The organism is Corynebacterium sp. MSK218, assembly GCF_030232655.1.
In the GTDB taxonomy this organism is placed as follows: Bacteria; Actinomycetota; Actinomycetes; order Mycobacteriales; family Mycobacteriaceae; genus Corynebacterium.
This window is the reverse complement of the sequence record NZ_JASPGN010000007.1, coordinates 15656-31660: the sequence shown is the minus strand read 5'-3', so window position 1 is coordinate 31660 and position 16005 is coordinate 15656. Positions and strand designations below refer to the sequence as shown.

General features: G+C 61.8%; 15 protein-coding genes. 8 read left to right on the top strand and 7 right to left on the bottom strand.

Translation table 11 applies throughout. The annotated features are described in order from the left end of the window. The first annotated feature begins 287 nt into the window (after positions 1–287). Positions 288–1001 carry a PAQR family membrane homeostasis protein TrhA gene (gene trhA / locus QP922_RS07060; RefSeq protein WP_284808582.1) on the top strand — a complete coding sequence of 238 codons (714 nt, stop codon included), beginning with the start codon at positions 288–290 and terminating at the stop codon, positions 999–1001. Positions 1002–1031: 30 nt separating this feature from the next. Here trhA and QP922_RS07055 read toward each other — a convergent pair whose 3' ends face one another. The 3 genes from QP922_RS07055 to QP922_RS07045 form a co-directional block, all read right to left on the bottom strand. Further along, positions 1032–1661 carry a DUF6891 domain-containing protein gene (locus QP922_RS07055; protein WP_284808581.1) on the bottom strand — a complete coding sequence of 210 codons (630 nt, stop codon included), beginning with the start codon at positions 1659–1661 and terminating at the stop codon, positions 1032–1034. A 92-nt stretch (positions 1662–1753) separates the two neighbouring features. Then, complete coding sequence (locus QP922_RS07050; protein WP_039676522.1) at positions 1754–3832, bottom strand: acyl-CoA dehydrogenase family protein; 2079 nt, start codon at positions 3830–3832, stop codon at positions 1754–1756. Between the two features lie 28 nt (positions 3833–3860). Beyond that, positions 3861–5159: an acetyl-CoA C-acetyltransferase gene (locus QP922_RS07045; protein ID WP_284808580.1), complete on the bottom strand. Its 1299-nt coding sequence runs from the start codon at positions 5157–5159 to the stop codon at positions 3861–3863. Between the two features lie 184 nt (positions 5160–5343). Between QP922_RS07045 and QP922_RS07040 the strand changes: the two genes are divergently transcribed. After that, entirely contained in the window at positions 5344–6672 is a 1329-nt protein-coding gene (locus QP922_RS07040) for a 3-oxoacyl-ACP reductase (protein WP_284808579.1), read from the top strand. After that, complete coding sequence (locus QP922_RS07035; RefSeq protein WP_284808577.1) at positions 6673–7605, top strand: MaoC/PaaZ C-terminal domain-containing protein; 933 nt, start codon at positions 6673–6675, stop codon at positions 7603–7605. Here QP922_RS07035 and QP922_RS07030 read toward each other — a convergent pair. After that, positions 7602–8624 (bottom strand): acyl-CoA thioesterase, encoded by a 1023-nt coding sequence (locus QP922_RS07030; RefSeq protein ID WP_070672391.1) that lies wholly within the window; start codon positions 8622–8624, stop codon positions 7602–7604. The genes QP922_RS07035 and QP922_RS07030 overlap by 4 nt on opposite strands. 33 nt (positions 8625–8657) lie before the next feature. Here QP922_RS07030 and QP922_RS07025 point away from each other — a divergent pair, with 33 nt between their 5' ends. The 3 genes from QP922_RS07025 to purM are packed head-to-tail and all read left to right on the top strand — an operon-like array spanning position 8658 to position 11657. Then, positions 8658–9062: a sterol carrier family protein gene (locus QP922_RS07025; RefSeq protein WP_284808576.1), complete on the top strand. Its 405-nt coding sequence runs from the start codon at positions 8658–8660 to the stop codon at positions 9060–9062. Between the two features lie 10 nt (positions 9063–9072). Beyond that, positions 9073–10590, top strand: a complete 1518-nt coding sequence (gene purF / locus QP922_RS07020) for an amidophosphoribosyltransferase (protein ID WP_502869593.1) — start codon at positions 9073–9075, stop codon at positions 10588–10590. Positions 10591–10604: 14 nt separating this feature from the next. After that, positions 10605–11657, top strand: coding sequence for a phosphoribosylformylglycinamidine cyclo-ligase (gene purM, locus QP922_RS07015; RefSeq protein WP_070672383.1), 1053 nt, complete (start codon positions 10605–10607; stop codon positions 11655–11657). Between the two features lie 147 nt (positions 11658–11804). Here the strand turns inward: purM and QP922_RS07010 are convergent, their stop codons facing one another. Together QP922_RS07010 and ygfZ are read right to left on the bottom strand one after the other, a co-directional pair. Then, a complete protein-coding gene (locus tag QP922_RS07010) occupies positions 11805–12008 on the bottom strand; it encodes a DUF3073 domain-containing protein (protein WP_210388183.1) in 204 nt (67 codons plus the stop codon). Positions 12009–12195: 187 nt separating this feature from the next. Then, positions 12196–13257 carry a CAF17-like 4Fe-4S cluster assembly/insertion protein YgfZ gene (gene ygfZ / locus QP922_RS07005; RefSeq protein ID WP_284808573.1) on the bottom strand — a complete coding sequence of 354 codons (1062 nt, stop codon included), beginning with the start codon at positions 13255–13257 and terminating at the stop codon, positions 12196–12198. Positions 13258–13287: 30 nt separating this feature from the next. Between ygfZ and QP922_RS07000 the strand changes: the two genes are divergently transcribed. After that, positions 13288–14166, top strand: coding sequence for an aminodeoxychorismate lyase (locus QP922_RS07000; RefSeq protein ID WP_284808572.1), 879 nt, complete (start codon positions 13288–13290; stop codon positions 14164–14166). Between the two features lie 40 nt (positions 14167–14206). Here QP922_RS07000 and QP922_RS06995 read toward each other — a convergent pair whose 3' ends face one another. Further along, positions 14207–14890: a heme-binding beta-barrel domain-containing protein gene (locus QP922_RS06995; RefSeq protein WP_070672371.1), complete on the bottom strand. Its 684-nt coding sequence runs from the start codon at positions 14888–14890 to the stop codon at positions 14207–14209. Between the two features lie 63 nt (positions 14891–14953). On the opposite strand from QP922_RS06995, the gene QP922_RS06990 reads away from it, so the two are divergent. Continuing rightward, complete coding sequence (locus QP922_RS06990) at positions 14954–15994, top strand: diacylglycerol/lipid kinase family protein (protein ID WP_284808570.1); 1041 nt, start codon at positions 14954–14956, stop codon at positions 15992–15994. Positions 15995–16005 lie beyond the last annotated feature (11 nt).

Below are 16005 nucleotides of genomic sequence, written 5' to 3'. Positions count from 1 at the left end.
CCTGCCTCTGACGTCTAAGCGCTCCAATTTACGTTGTAGACTCAAGCCAAAATAGCGACCGCCCCACCTACCGGGGTAAGCCGGAAAGCCTTCAGGGGCTCTTTCGGTGGGGCGGAACCTTTGGCCTCAATTTTAGACCTTCGTCGCGCGGGGAAGCAAGGGTGTCATTTAGAAACACGGAGGCCAACGAAGTAGTGATGGACGACGGCACTAAGGCCACCGTTGTGCACAGCAAAACGTGTATGCTTACGGCCACGTAGGTTAGGACACCTGAGGGGAACGCAGCCATGACTCCACCAACCACAGTTCCGAATGACCAAGAGGCCCGCATCCAACGCACCTACTGGATGGCAGACCGTGGCCCGCGACCACTCACGCGCGGCTGGGGGCATTTCTGTGCGGCGATTCTATCGGTCATCGCCTCCACGGTTCTCATCACATTTGCGTGGATGACGCTGCCGTGGTGGCAGGGGCTTGCGGTAACGGTGTACGGCGTGGGCGTGGTTGGTCTCTTTACCGTATCGGCGCTGTATCACCGCTGGCCCTGGGTGTCCATGCGCGCGGTGCAATGGTGGCGGCGGGCAGACCACGCGACGATTTCGGTATTCATCGCGGCGACTTACACTCCTTTGTGCGCCATCGTGCTAGAACCCACGCAGGCGCTGTGGATGCTGAGTGCGGCGTGGGTGGGAGCCATCATGGGCGTTGTCCTGAATCTGGTGTGGATTAACCACCCACGCTGGCTGGATGTGGTGGTGTATCTCGTGCTGGGCTGGCTCATCTTGCCGCTGCTGCCGAACCTGTGGCAGTCTGCGGGCCCAGCCGTGGTGTGGCTGTTGTTTGCAGGTGGCGTGGTCTACTCGCTGGGCGCATTGATCTACGGCTTTAAGTGGCCGGGGCGCAATGCGCGTTGGTATGGCTACCATGAGCATTTCCACACCGCGACGATTGCCGCGGCGGTGGTGCACATGGTAGCCATCTGGATGGTGGTGGCGGGCTAGCCTCTTACAGGGCAGACCATGTGGAGGGACCTAGTCGGTGAGGTCGTCGGCGAGGGGGTATTCGAGGGCGACGTCGTGGCACAGAACGCGACCTGTCGTTGAGCCGTTCCACTCGGGGTCAAAGCCCACGGCGCGCAGAGCTTCGACGAGCTGTTCGCCGACCTTGATGGTTGCCTCTTCGCTTTTCTCCATGGCGGAGAACCCAAAGTACAGCTCGCCGTTGTAGATAACCCGGCTGATGTCCTGGCGGTGGCAGTAGACATAACCGCTGCGGCCTTCCTCCTCAGCGAGCTCGGAGCCTACCCAGACACCGTCTGATAGATCCCAGGCCTCGTTGAATGTGAAGGAGATATCGCGTTGAGCTAGCTCCTTGCGGAGGGCATCGAGACGCTTAGCATCCTCCGACTTCTCCGTGACCAGACGGCCGTATTCTGCGGCGACTTCGTCGATGATGGCGTCGAAATCCTCTGGATAAGGTTCGTCATGGCTAGCCTCCCATTCGGTGGGGTCATCGAGGACTTCAATGTAGTCATTGTGGATGTCTTGGCGGGATTCGCCGTGGCAGAGTCTCAGGGCGATGTCGTTGCGAAGCGGGCTTGGCTCAAGGAGATCATCGGAGGGCGGAAAGGAACTGGAGAACATTGGATGCTGTGTGGTCATAGCTCAGAGAGTAAACAGTTCTAATCGGCACTGTCTGAAAACAGGGAAGACACCCCACAGGCGGGGTGTCTTCCTAGAAATGCGGTAGTGGCTTACTTGTGGAGTGGATCCACGCCGGCCTCGTTAAGCATCGGGATGTTGTGAGCCTCGGCCGGAACGCCGAAGGCATCCACGAGTACGACGGACCACGGAGCAAGCGAATCAACGAGGTCGTTGATGGCCGCGCGGGCAGCCTTGATGCGGCCAGCCGGGATGAGGTTGTGCTCCTGGTACCAGCCCGCGTGCTGCACCAAGGTGTCGAAGACGAAGAGGTGGCGCAGCTGCTCGAAGACCTGGCGCGCCAGCGAGCCTTCCTCAAGGCGCTCTTCTGCCTCAATCATGGCTTGTACGAGCAAGGTGTCCACGCGAGCCCAGCCGGCGGCGATGAGGTGGTCCTGGCACTGGTCCACGATGGCTGCGGCCTGAACCTTGTCGGCCTTGCGGGCCGGCTGGATGCGGCGCACGAGGGAGAAAAGGACGGACTGGGCGCGGTCGTCGATAAGCTTTGCCTGGTAGGTGGCGTCGAACAGCGAAGCTTCGGACGGGTTCACGCGGTCCACCAGGCCCTGTAGACGGGTGGTGAAGCCGTAGCGGCGCTTGACCACGTCAGTGGCGGTGGTGGCGGCGTACTTCACGGTGTCCCACGGGCTCATGTCATTCATTTCACGGCCGTAGGCAGTCAGTAGGTTCTTACCCACCATCTGGATGAGCACGGTGTTGTCACCCTCAAAGGTGGAGAAGACATCCGAATCAGCACGGTACGTGGTCAGACGGTTCTCCGACATGTAGCCGGCGCCACCGCAGGCCTCACGGCACTCTTGAATGGTGCGGGTAGCGTGCTGGGTTTGTGCAGCCTTAATAGCCGCAGCTAGGGACTCCATCTCACGGGAGGCGAACTTCTGCTCTTCGGTCGGCTCCGTGACGGACCACGTGCCGGCCTCGTGCTGGTCGTTCTGCTCCTGGTAACGCTCCAGAATCTGGTTGTAGAGCAGGTGCAGCGCGTAGGTGCGGGCCAGTGGGATGAGCAGGCGACGACGGTGCTGGCGGTGCTCGATAAGGCGCTTTTCGGCGCCGGTTGCGCCCTCGAACTGACGGCGGCGGTTGGCGTAGCGAATCGCGATGTCGAGGGAGGCCTCAGTAGCGGCACCTGCAGCGCCGGAGACGCCAATGCGGCCACGGATGAGGGTGCCCAACATGGTGAAGAAGCGGGAGTTCTTCGACTCGATGGGGGAGGAGTACTTGCCGTTCTCATCGACGTCAGCGAAGCGGTTGAGCAGGTTCTCGCGCGGCACGCGGACGTTGTCGAAGCGCAGGGTGCCATTATCGACGCCTACCAGGCCACCCTTGTGTCCATGATCGCCCAAGGTCACGCCCGGCAGCTCGTTGCCCTCTTCGTCGCGGATGGGGACGATGATGGCGTGAACGCCGTGGGAACGACCATCGCTTTCTGGCGTAATGAGCTGAGTGAAGACGACGGCGGCGCGGCCATCCTTGGCGGCATTACCGATGTAGTTCTTCACCGCGGTATCGGATGGGGTGTTCACCACGAATTCTTGGGTCTCAGGATCGTAGGTGGCGGTGGTCTCCAAGCTCTGGACGTCGGAGCCGTGGCCGCGCTCGGTCATGGCGAAACAGCCTGGCAGCTCGAGGCTGGCGGCCTTCTTGACCCACTCGATGTGACGCTCGGTGCCCAGTTGGTCGAGGGCACCGCCCCACAGACCCCACTGCACTCCGGACTTAATAGCCAGGGAGCCATCGACCCAGGCCAGGCCCTCGAGGGTAAAGGTAGAGAGATTTGGTTTGCCAGCACCACCGTTGGCGCGGCGCAGACCATGGGTGAAGCCGCCGAAGTCGCGCACCTTGGCCAAGTTGTTAAAGGTGTGCTCGCGCTGCTCTGCCATGGGCAGGTGGGACTTCGGGAAGAGCTCTGGGTCGTTGAGGAAGGTGCGCAGCTCGTCGCGGAAGGCGGCGTGGGGGCCGTCGAGAAGCGCGCCCAGCTCCGTAGCTACGGATGGTTTTGGCGTGGTGGGCAGGCGGTGGGGGCTGCGGGCCTCGGCCTTGGGGGCGTCGTTCGAGGCGTTCTTGTTGAGGTCGACGGTGGACTTCTTATCGGAGGACTTGGTCAAAGGCATGATGGGATTTCCTTTCTGAATAAATTCTTTAGCGCTCGACGATGGCTGCGACGCCTTGGCCGCCGGCGGCGCAAATGGAGATGAGGGCGCGGCCGCCGCCGTTCTCTTCGAGGATCTTTGCAGTCGTTGCAAGAATGCGGGTTCCGGTCGCGGCGAACGGGTGGCCGGCGGCGAGTGAGGAGCCCTTGACGTTGAGCTTGGCGCGGTCAATAGGGCCCAAGGCGGACTGCAGGCCGAGGCGCTCGCGGCAGTAGGTCTCGTCCTCCCACGCGGACAGGGTCGCCAGAACCTGGGAAGCGAAGGCTTCGTGGATTTCGTAGAAGTCGAAATCCTGCAGGGAGAGATTGTTGCGCTCCAGTAGGCGCGGGACGGCATAAGTAGGGGCCATGAGCAGGCCATCCGGACCGTGGACGAAGTCGACGGCAGCGGTTTCGGAATCCACGAGGAAGGCACGCGGTTCAATGTTGTGCGCGGCTGCCCACTCCTCGGAGCCCAAGAGGGCGACCGAGGCGCCGTCGGTCAGCGGTGTGGAATTACCAGCCGTCATGGTGGCCTGGGCGCCGTGCTGCTCAGCGTCGCGCTTGCCGAAGACCGGCTTCAGCTTGGCCAGCGATTCCAGCGAAGAATCCGGACGCAGGTTGGTATCGCGATTGACGCCGAGGAAGCCGGTGGTCAGGTCGGTGAAGAAGCCCTCCTCCCAGGCCTTGTGGAGGTTCTGGTGGGAGGCCAGGGCGAGCTCGTCTTGAGCCTCACGGGTCACGCGCATTTCACGAGCGGTAATGGCGGCGTGGTCACCCATGGACAGGCCGGTTCGTGGCTCGCCGTTCTGCGGCTGCTCTGGGGCCAGCTGGGAGGGGCGGATGGAGCCGATGAGCTGGGCGCGCTGTGCGGTGGACTTGGCGCGGGTGAGGTTGAGCAAGGTGCGGCGCAGGTTGTCATTGACCGCCAGCGGGGCATCTGACGTGGTATCCGTACCGCCGGCGATACCAGCGGAAATACGCCCCTGGGCGATGGCATCACCGACGTGGATGGCGGCAGCCAGGGAGGTGCAGCAGGCCTGCTGGACGTCGATAGCCGGTGTGGTGGAATCCAGGGCGGAACCGAGGACAACCTCGCGGGTGAGGTTGAAATCACGGGAGTGCTTGAGCACGGCGCCGGCAGCGACGAGGCCTAGGCGTTCGTCGTGAAGCCCATAGCGGGCCACCAAGCCGTCGAGGGCGCTGGTGAGCATGTCCTGGTTGGACGCGTGGGCGTACTGCTTATTTGAGCGGGCAAACGGGATGCGGTTGCCGCCCAGGATGGCGACGCGGTGCTGAGGGGTGGTCATCTAATGCTCCTTCGCGGGGTGGTTTGTGCGAGTCATCGCGGTGAGAGGGGTGGAGACCCCTCAAGGAAGTGCGCATCACAACTTAAGTGATAGTGTTAGTTCTATCACTCAATTAACTAACCTTGCAACCAAGTCAACAAAGCTCGCAAGGTTGTGAAGATTTAAGAAAGGATCGCGCCACCCTATGTCGCATGTCACTATCGCTGAGAAGCTCATCAACTCCCCATTGGCCGCCAAAGCGGGTGTGCCGCAGGGCTACCCCCTTCGCCGACACAAGGCCGGTGAACCTGCCCTCGAAGGCCCCATTGTCCTGGGTGGGCAAGGCCGTATTGCCGAGTTCCTCCGCTCCCAGCTGGCCGTGGACTACCAGGTCATCGACTCATCTGCGGAAGCCAAGCGCGCCGCGCTGGTCTTCGATGCCACGGGAATTGAGACCCCAGAGCAGCTCCGTGAGCTCTATGATTTCTTCAACCCGCAGATGCGCAACCTCCTGCCGTGCGCGCGCATCGTCGTGGTCGGCACCACCCCCGAGGCAGCCGATACTATCGACGCCCGCATTGCCGCCCGCGCCCTCGAAGGGTTTACTCGTTCCCTTGCGAAGGAAATGCGCAAAGGTGGCACCGTGAACTTGGTGTGGGCCGACCCAGCCACCACCGCAGAGGTGGAGTCCACCCTCCGCTTCTTCCTGTCGGGCAAGTCAGCATTCGTCGACGGTCAGGTCGTCCGCGTGAGCGCGCAGGGCGCGACGCTGCAGGGCGAACAGAACTGGGTGAAGCCGCTTGATGGCCGTCTTGCTGTCGTCACCGGTGCCGCCCGCGGTATTGGCGCCACCATTGCTGAGGTGCTTGCCCGCGATGGCGCAGATGTCATCTGCATCGACGTTCCACAAGCAAGCGAGCACCTGGCTAAGACGGCCAACCAGGTCAAGGGCACGGCGCTGCCGCTCGACGTCACCGACCCGCAGGCAGCCGACAAGATTGCGCAGCATGCTCAGGAGCGCCACGGACGCGCCATCGACGTCATCGTGCACAACGCCGGTATTACTCGCGACAAGCTCATGGCCAACATGAACGAGGGCCAGTGGGATGCTGTACTCGCTGTTAACCTCCTCGCCCCAGTGCGTATCACCGAAAATCTCCTTGAGTCTGGCTCCCTGGCGCCGGGCGCGGCTGTGGTTGGTGTGTCCTCCATGGCCGGTATTTCCGGTAACCGCGGCCAGACGAACTACGCCACCACCAAGGCCGGAATCATCGGGCTGGTCGATGCCCTGCGCCCCGTCCTCGCGGAGAACGGCTCCACCATCAACGCTGTGGCGCCGGGCTTTATTGAGACCGCCATGACCGCAGCGATGCCGACCGGACCGCGCGAGATTGGCCGCCGTCTTAACTCTCTCCAGCAGGGCGGCCAGCCTATCGACGTCGCTGAAACTGTCGCTTTCTTCGCCGCCCCTGCGTCTGCGGCAGTGACCGGCAACACCGTCCGCGTCTGCGGCCAGAACCTCATGGGAGCCTAAATGAACTACACCACCCTGACTGAGATTCCTGACCTGTCCGCCCTCTACCGCACACTCATGGTCGGCGCAGTGCCGGTACCCGGTATCGGTGCAGGCAAGCGCACGGTCGCTGATCCCCGAACGGCCTTCCGCGTTGACAGCGTTCGCGTAAACACGGAACACCTAGCGCGCTACTGCCAGGCCACCGGCCTGCGCCTGAGTAACGAAGTGCCCGCTACCTATCCCTATGCGCTGGCTTTCCCGCTGGCCATCAAGGTCATGGCCGCCAAGGACTTCCCCTTCCCGGCATTGGGCGTAGTTCACCTGTCCAACCGCATCGAGCAGACGCGCCCACTGCGCGTGGATGAGGCTTTCGACATCACGGTCCATGCTGAGAATCTTCGCCCGCACCGCAAGGGCCTCGTCATCGATATGGTGACCACCTACAGCGTGGCCGGCGAAGAAATCTGGCGCCAGACCTCTGCCTTCCTAGGCCAGGGTGCGAAGTTCACCAAAGATACTCCACAGGAGGTCACGGCCCGCCCCGAGGCGGAGCGCTTCCTCGACTTCCCCGGTGATGAGGTGGGCACCTCCACCGCGACGCTGCGCTTTACCCCCGAGAGCACCCGCGTCTACGCTGAAGCATCTGGTGACAAGAACCCCATCCACGTCTCCAAGGTTGGAGCGAAGCTCTTTGGTTTTCCCGCCACGATTGCGCACGGCATGTACACCCACGCGCGGATGCTGTCCGTACTGGAAGGCGTGCTGACTGGTGGTACCCGCATCACGGCTGACTTCTACAAGCCGGTTATCCTTCCCGCGACGACCGGTGTATACGTGGCACCTGCTGGTGCCGACGACGCGCGGGGAGCTGGCGCGCGCGACCTCACGCTGCGCAAGGCCAAGGACCCCAGCAAGCTGCATGTCGCAGCCCGCGTGGAGCCCCTTTCTTAATCCACGTGCTGGTGCTTCGGCGCCACCACCAAGGGTTTCGGGGAGTACTTGCCGCGCAGCCCGCGCAGGATGCCGGCGTGCTCCCAGAGGCGCTTATCCTCTTCGGTACGAGGAGTGAACTGGCGGGCGGCCAGCGGCTGCCAGTCGGCATCCATGGCCATGTAGGACACCGTGGCGTGGATAGCAGTTTGTAACTGCTCGCGTCCGCCGCGGGGGTTGCCGGAGCGCACGTGAACTGACATCTGCATGGAGCGGGCGTCGGTACGCATCATGCGGGCATCGACCTCAATGAGGTCACCAATGTGAATCGGGCGATAGAAGCGAATACCGCCGGCATAGACCGCCACGGTGTGTTCCCCCGACCACTCCATCGTGCAGGCAGAACCCGCCTCATCGATCCACTCCATCGCGGTGCCGCCGTGGACATTGCCGCCCCAGTTCACGTCCGTGGGCTTGGCCAAGAATCGGTTGATCATGCGCGGTGCATCCGAGGGGCCGTCATACGTCTGCTTTTCCATCTCTTCCTCGATGGCATGACGCAGCTCAATACGAGACTGAGCAGCTTCCCACACGCGCTGATGCTCCGTGGTTTCCGGCTGCAGTGGCGGTACCGGGACAGACTTTCCCGTCTCCGTATCCTTGGCCACGAAGATGACGAGGCAGTCACACGCGCGGGTAAAAATACCGTCGCGTGGGTCAGCAGAGAGCACCTCGTTAACAATGTGCATGGAGGAACGGCCAGTCATGGCGATGCGGGAGCGCACCTCCACGAGGTGGCCCGAGGGGATGGGGCGTGTGAAATGGATGTGGCCCACGTAGGCTGTCACACAGTAGGTTCCCGACCACTGCACTGCACAGGCATAGGCTGCCTTATCAATCCACTCCAGGACGCGGCCACCGCCGATGCCCTGAGCACCAGCAATCGTGAGATCGGTGGGCGCGGCCATGAAACGCAGTGTGATGGAGGGGGACTTCCCGGTTTGGACCGGTTTCTTTTCTTCCGACAGAGTTGGTGACATGGATAACAAACTAGCAGGGAGCGTGGTTTACCTATGAAGAAGGCCGTTGATGCCGCCACCACCCGCGCCGCCGTAGAGGCCGTTGCGGACTGGATTCGCAACCCTGAAGAGATGGAAAAACCAGGTCGCACCGCACTCGCGCAGGCCACCCGCACCACCGCGCGCATGCTCGAGGCGGATGCGCCGGGCCATTCGGTCGAGCTGCGAGTCCCCCCATTCGTGGCAGTTCAGTGCATCGAGGGCCCGCGCCATACCCGAGGTACCCCTCCAAATGTGGTGGAGATGGATCCGCTCACCTGGTTGCAGCTGGCCACCGGCCTGTTGTCCTGGGAACAGGCGCTCGCCAGCCCGCGTCTGGATGCCTCTGGGTCCCGCGCGCACGAGATCGCGGAGTGGCTGCCGATCATTCCGTTAGTTTTCACCGAGCGAAACGACTAGGATTGGCGCCGTGGTAGCTGAACACGTCCAGAACAAGATTAAACCGCTATCGGAGGATCCTGCCCACGATCCAGAGCCCCGTGAAGAATGTGGCGTTTTCGGCGTCTGGGCACCGGGGGAAGAGGTGTCAAAGCTGACCTACTTCGGCCTCTTTGCCCTTCAACATCGCGGCCAGGAAGCCGCGGGCATTGCGGTGGGCGATGATGACCGCATCGTGGTCTTCAAAGACATGGGCCTCGTGTCTAATGTCTTCGATGAATCCATTTTGACGTCCCTACACGGCAACGTGGCGGTGGGCCACACGCGCTATTCCACGGCTGGCGGCAAGGAATGGTCCAATGTGCAGCCGATGTTCGGGACCTCGCCCAGTGGCGTCGATATTGCCTTGGGGCACAATGGCAACCTGGTGAACTATCTGGAGCTGCGTGCGGAAGCCGTGGAACGTGGGCTCATCAAACCGCAGGAAGAGTCCGTCTCGGACTCCATGTGCTTGTCCATGCTGCTTGCCGCCGGTGTCTCGGACGGTACCTCCGTCTTCGACTCGGCCCTGCAGCTGCTTCCCGACGTCAAAGGTGCCTTCTGCCTCACCTTCACTGATGGGCACACCCTGTATGCTGCGCGTGACCCGCATGGCGTGCGCCCGCTCGCGCTGGGCAGGCTGAACACGGGCTGGGTTGTGGCCAGCGAGACCTGCGCCCTCGACATTGTGGGCGCGCAGTTCATTCGTGAGATTGAACCCGGTGAGCTCATCGCCATCGATGAGACGGGCATTCGCTCTGAGCGCTTCGCAGAATCTAAGCGTCATGGCTGCGTCTTCGAGTATGTGTACTTGGCGCGTCCGGACACGAACATCAAAGGCCGTTCGGTCAACGCGACGAGGGTGGAAATTGGGCGTCGTCTAGCGCGGCAGTACCCCGCGCCTGACGCGGACATGGTCATCCCCGTCCCCGAATCCGGAAACCCCGCCGCCGTGGGATATGCCCGCGAATCGGGCCTGACCTTCGCGCATGGCCTAGTGAAGAACTCCTATGTTGGGCGCACCTTCATTCAGCCCACACAGTCCCAGCGCCAGATGGGCATCCGTCTCAAGCTCAACCCGCTGCGGGAGGTCATTGACGGCAAATCCATCGTGGTGGTGGATGATTCCATCGTGCGTGGCAACACTCAGCGCGCGCTCATCCGCATGCTGCGGGAGGCAGGTGCAGCCGAGGTGCATGTTCGTATTGCCTCGCCGCCGGTGAAATGGCCGTGCTTCTACGGCATCGACTTCGCCTCCCCTGGCGAGCTCATCGCCAACGCCAACCCCTCCGATGACCCAGAGGAAGTTGCCCAGACTATTTGCACCGCCATTGGTGCAGACTCCTTGGGCTTTGTCTCCATCGATGAGATGGTGGCCGCCACTGAGCAGCCGCGCAATGAATTGTGCTGTGCCTGCTTCGATGGCAAGTACCCGCTCGGCCTTCCCGCCGGTAACCCTAACGCTGAGGCCGTGCGCACCTTGCAGGGCTCGACCACGACTAACGAGTAAGGACTAGTTCACTCATGAGCGACAACACGTATGCAGCCGCTGGCGTCAACATCGAGGAAGGTGACCGCGCCGTAGAGCTGATTACCCCGCACGCGAAACGCGCTTCCCGCCCGGAGGTCATGGGTGGGCTCGGAGGTTTTGCCGGGCTGTTCAAGCTAGGTGAGTACAAGGAGCCGGTACTCGCTGCTGGTTCTGATGGCGTGGGCACCAAACTCGCTGTGGCCCAGGCTATGGACAAGCACGACACTATCGGCATCGACTTGGTAGCCATGTGTGTCGACGACCTTGTGGTGTGCGGCGCGGAGCCGCTGTTCCTGCAGGACTACATCGCCGTCGGTGAGGTTGTGCCGGAAAAGGTCGCAGAGATTGTCAAGGGTATTGCCGAAGGCTGTGTCCAAGCCGGTGCGGCACTGCTCGGCGGCGAGACCGCTGAGCACCCAGGTGTCATGGGCAAGGAGGAGTACGACGTTTCCGCGACTGCCGTGGGCGTGGTGGAAGCCGATGAGCTGCTGGGACCCGACAAGGTCAGCGATGGCGACGTGCTCATTGCCATGAAGTCCTCTGGCCTGCACTCCAACGGCTACTCGCTGGCGCGCTACGTCCTGCTGGAGCAGGCAGGCCTGCCGCTCGACGGCTACATGGAGGACCTCGGTCGCACCCTCGGTGAGGAGCTGCTAGAGCCGACCCGCATTTACGCCAAGGATTGCCTGGCGCTGACCTCCGAGTGCGCAGTGTCTACCTTCTGCCACGTCACCGGAGGTGGCCTCGCCGGTAACCTGGAGCGCGTTATCCCGGAGGGCCTGACCGCTGAAGTGAGCCGTTCGACGTGGACTCCGGGTCAGATTTTCAAGACCATTTCCTCCGTGGGCAAGGTCTCCCGCGAAGAGATGGAAAAGACCTTCAACATGGGTGTAGGCATGATTGCTGTCGTCGCCCCAGAAGACCGCGAGCGCGCTCTGGCAATGATGACCGCCCGCCACGTCGAGGCCTGGGAATTGGGCGCCGTACGCGCCGCCCAGGATGGTGAGCCGCGCGTGGTAATGACGGGCGAGCACCCAGGTTTCTAAAACCTAAACCTTGGTGGGGCCAACATTAATGGGCCCACCAAGGGTGGAAATCCTCTTGGGGATAGCAGACGCGAAGAAGGCCGGAGGCCTCATCCCAGAGGGGGAATGGCGGCCGCCGGCCTTTCGCGTACGTGCTGAGAGTTGAGCTTAGCGCTCGTCGGAATCGTCCTGATCCCACTCGTCCGAGTCCCAGTCATCCTCGGCGTAGTCCGAGTACTGGTCATCTTCGTCGTTGCTGGAATGCTGCGAAGCGAGTTCGCGCTGGAGAGAGTCCAGATCCATTTCGGGCGAGTTGTACTTCAGCTGGCGTGCAACTTTGGTCTGCTTTGCCTTTGCGCGTCCGCGTCCCATGTGCATGACCCCCTTGAGGTGTGTAGGGCGGTCCAGGGATTCTTGGCCGCCCCATCGTCTTAGTCAGATATGTGTATGTTCCTGTAAGACACCATAGCGTGTGTGACGAAAAAATTCCGAACTACCCCCAGCGGCGGGCCAAAAAAGTGTTATACCCCGTGGCGGTGGGGGCATGTGCGATGCGCCACTACCGGCCGCGCAGTCGGTCGACGGCAGCACGTCCTGCCTTCGGGCCTTCATCCTGGGGGATGGAATCTGGTTCGACGGACGCGGCAACCGGACCAATAGTTAGATCACCGTGGTTCAATGCACTGCGTTTGACCAGTCCCAGTCCGATCGGACCAAAGTCACAATCGTCCACCACGGTGCCTAGGCGTCCTACCCGGCGCCCGCCAAGAGTGATGTCGGCGCCTAGTTCAGGTGCCTCAGGCGCGGAGCCGTCGAGGTAGAGCAGGACGAGCAGGCGCGGCGAACGGCCGAGGTTCTCCACTCGGGCCACTGTCTCTTGGCCGCGGTAACAACCCTTGTCCAAGTGGACGAAGGCGGGGCGGTCATCGCTGCGGCGGATCCAGTGCGGAACCTCGTGGGGGATGGTTTTGCCGTCGAGGTCAGCAGCGAGTTCGGGTTCGCGGGCTTTGACTCGTTCAGCGGTAAAGGTCATCAGACCTGCCACGCTGCCGCCGTGGGACTCTAGCTCGGTCACGGCGGTGGCGAGGTCAGCGCGCGGGACGAGGATATCCTGTCGCGGGCACCCGGGCCAGAAAACGGAGCGCTCAGCTACGGTGACAGTTGGTGCTGGTAGGGCAGCGCCTAGGACGGAGATGACAGCGAGGTCAGCCTCGTCCACGGTGACCTCGGACCAAAAGACCATTTTCGTGAGGAAATCCTTGAGCGAGTCGAATTGCGCAGCAGGGACATCGAGGAAGAAGGTTTCTCCCGTAAAGACCAGATCCATGTGGTGCAGCACGTGACCTTGCATGTCGAGGTCCGCAGCACCGGCGGCGAAACCCGCCTCAACGTCATCGAGCTTTTGGCTCAACAAATTATGGAGAAAAGCCCGGGCATCCGGTCCGGAGACTGCGATGACACGGCGGTGGGAGCGGTCAATAATCGCGGATCCGGTCTCCACGGCGCGCTGCTCTACCAGGGGGTTGCCGTAATGCCAGGGGACCCCGGAGACGTCGACAAGCGTGGCGCCCTGAAGCTCAGCGGCTCCGGGCCGGGAAAGAAGCGGCGAAGAGTAACTCACGTCTTTCGATGGTAGGGCATAATCGAGTCTATGAGCCTTCAGCCCAGAAAAGAGCCGGTCATCTACGTTGTCGAACCTTTTGGAGGATCGGTGCGGCGGCACATGCCGAGCCTGCCGTTGGTGCACTGGGATGATGCTGCGGTCACTCGCGGCGATGGCATCTTTGAATCCCTCCTTGTGCGCGACGGCAAGGCGGCAAATTTCCAGCGCCATGCTGAGCGTTTCGCCCAGTCTGCCCGGGCGCTTGACCTACCAGAACCACCCATGCACAAGTGGGACGAGGCAACGCAGTTAGCCATTGCGGATTTTTGCGGGACTGAAGCTAGTGACCACGCTCTGCCGGAAGCCAAGTGCACGTGGACGTATACGCGCGGTAGGGCGTCGACAGGCGTGCCCTCGGCATGGGTTGTGGTTCAGGACATTCCGGAGGATGTGCTCAAGCAACGCGAGACGGGTGTGAAGGTGATGAGCACGCCGCGTCTGTGGCAGGTGGCGGAGGAGCTGCCGGCGAAAACTCTCAATTATGCGGCGACCATGGCCACGCTGCGGCTCGCGCGTGAGCGCGGATTCGATGACGTCATTTTCACCGACCCACACACCGGGTCGGTGTTGGAAGGGGCGACGTCGACAGTCGTGGCCGTCAAAGGCTCGAAAATGCGCACACCAGCGGGCACAGGAATCCTGCCCGGCACGACGCAGGCGGCGCTCTTTGAGTACGCCACGGAACAAGGTTTTCGGTGCAAGTCCAAGGAACTCACCGTAGAAGACCTGCAGGGCGCGGATTCAGTATGGCTGGTCTCCTCCGTGCGCACGGCGGTACGCGTCACCCGTCTTGATGATGTGAAACTCAAGGCGCCGGGGAATGCGGAGGAGATTCGCGGGCTTATCGACGCCTCACTGGCCCGCTAACTACCTTTCCCTCGGAGTTCCTTGACGTGTGGTTGGCTTATTAGCCCGCGACGCGTGTGAGCTCGGCAGACATGAAGGGGCGCATCTCGCCATCGACGAGGCGCTCGTCGACCCAACCAAGGTTGTTATTCGGCATGAGACCGTACATGCGCTTGCCTGGGCCGAGGTTGGTCGGTCCGGTTTCAGTCACCATGGTCGAGGCAGATTCAAGCTGCCAGGCGCGCTCATTAAACAGCGAACCGTAGAAGATCTCGTTGATGCCATTAGAAGAGGTATAGGTCATCTCGATCTCGTCCTTGAGGGAGATGCGCCAGAAACCGGACTCGCGGACGTCGGGGCCAGTCGGGTTGCCCTCGGTGTCGATCTTCCAGGTTCGGGAGGTGTACGTCAGGTAGTTCTCACCGTCGTGCGCAATAATGAGCTGCTGGCCAAAAGCGTACTGCTCGCCATCAGTGCTGTGGGCCTGGCCCTCGCCCTGCCATACGCCGACGAGGGGGAGCAGGCCTAGAAGGCCATCGTGCAGCGACGGGCCTTGGCGAAGGTTAGCCGTTTCATCCGGAAGCGGGTTCTCAGCCACGTCCACGGTGGGGATATTGCGGGAGGCGGCATCCTTCCAGGCTTCGGCGGCCTGGTTGACGGCCTCGTTGCCATCAATCTTGGTGTTTTCCGGGTGCGCGTCCCGGCGGTCCTGGGACTCGTTGTGTTCATTGTTCTGTTCGCTCATGCTGCCCCAGCGTAGTCGTGCCGGCGGTATAGAAACCACTAGGCTCCAGTACTCTGGTGTGGCATGCGCGTGTTGCTCATTTCTAATCCGAACTCCACCAGCCAGAATGCGGCTCTCTTCCGAGAGGTGTTGCCCATCATTCGTGGCGTGGAGGGACTGCGCCTGCTGACGCAATTTACTCATTACCCAGGTCATGCGGAAGAAATGGTTCGCGGTATGACGAGAGAAGACTATGACGTCATCTTGGTCTTTGGTGGCGATGGCACGGTCAATGAGATTGTCAACGGCCTCCTCGGTCCGGTCGACGCTGAGTCACGTCCGTCCCCGCAAGATATCCCAGCACTAGCGGTTATTCCGACTGGTTCCGCTAACGTTTTTGTCCGCGCTCTCGGGTTCCCCAATACCCCGATTGAGGCCGCGCACGTGTTGGCGCGCATGCTGGACCGTGATATCCGCCGTGAGGTGTTCCTGGGCACGTGGAATGACCGTTGGTTCGCGGTCAACGCTGGTTTCGGTTTGGATGCTGACGTGTTGGCGCGTGTGGACCGAGCTCGTGAGAAGGGCTTTTCCGCTACCCCGCTGCGCTATCTGGCGGTGTCGTTTCAGGCCTACCAGCGCGCCCGTATCCGCCCGCCGCGCATCAATGTACGTGCAGTCTCGCGCTCTGGGGATACCTTCAAGGCGGATAATGTGCCGCTCATGTTCACCTCCAATACCAACCCGTGGACCTTCCTGGGCCCGCTTCCGGTGGTGACGAATCCGCGTAACTCTTTTGACCAGGGGCTCGGGTTGTTTGGTGTTTCCGACCTGCACGGGATTGATGGTTTGGTGGGCGTCCTTCACCTCTTTGGTGTGGATCGCCGTCACTGGCTCAACAAGGTAACGGATGCTCGTACCTTGCATTTTGAGGATGCCGCCGAAGTGGACTTGGAATGCCCCAAACCGCACCGTTTCCAGGCCGATGGCGAATCGGAAGGTACTTTTACCACGATCCACATCGAGTCAGTGCCGAATGCACTCGAGGTCTTCGCGCCGATTGATCCGCGCCCAGCGTCCCAGCGCACAATCCGGGAAGTGCTGCGCGACTTTATCCGCATCAAGTAAACGACAAGATG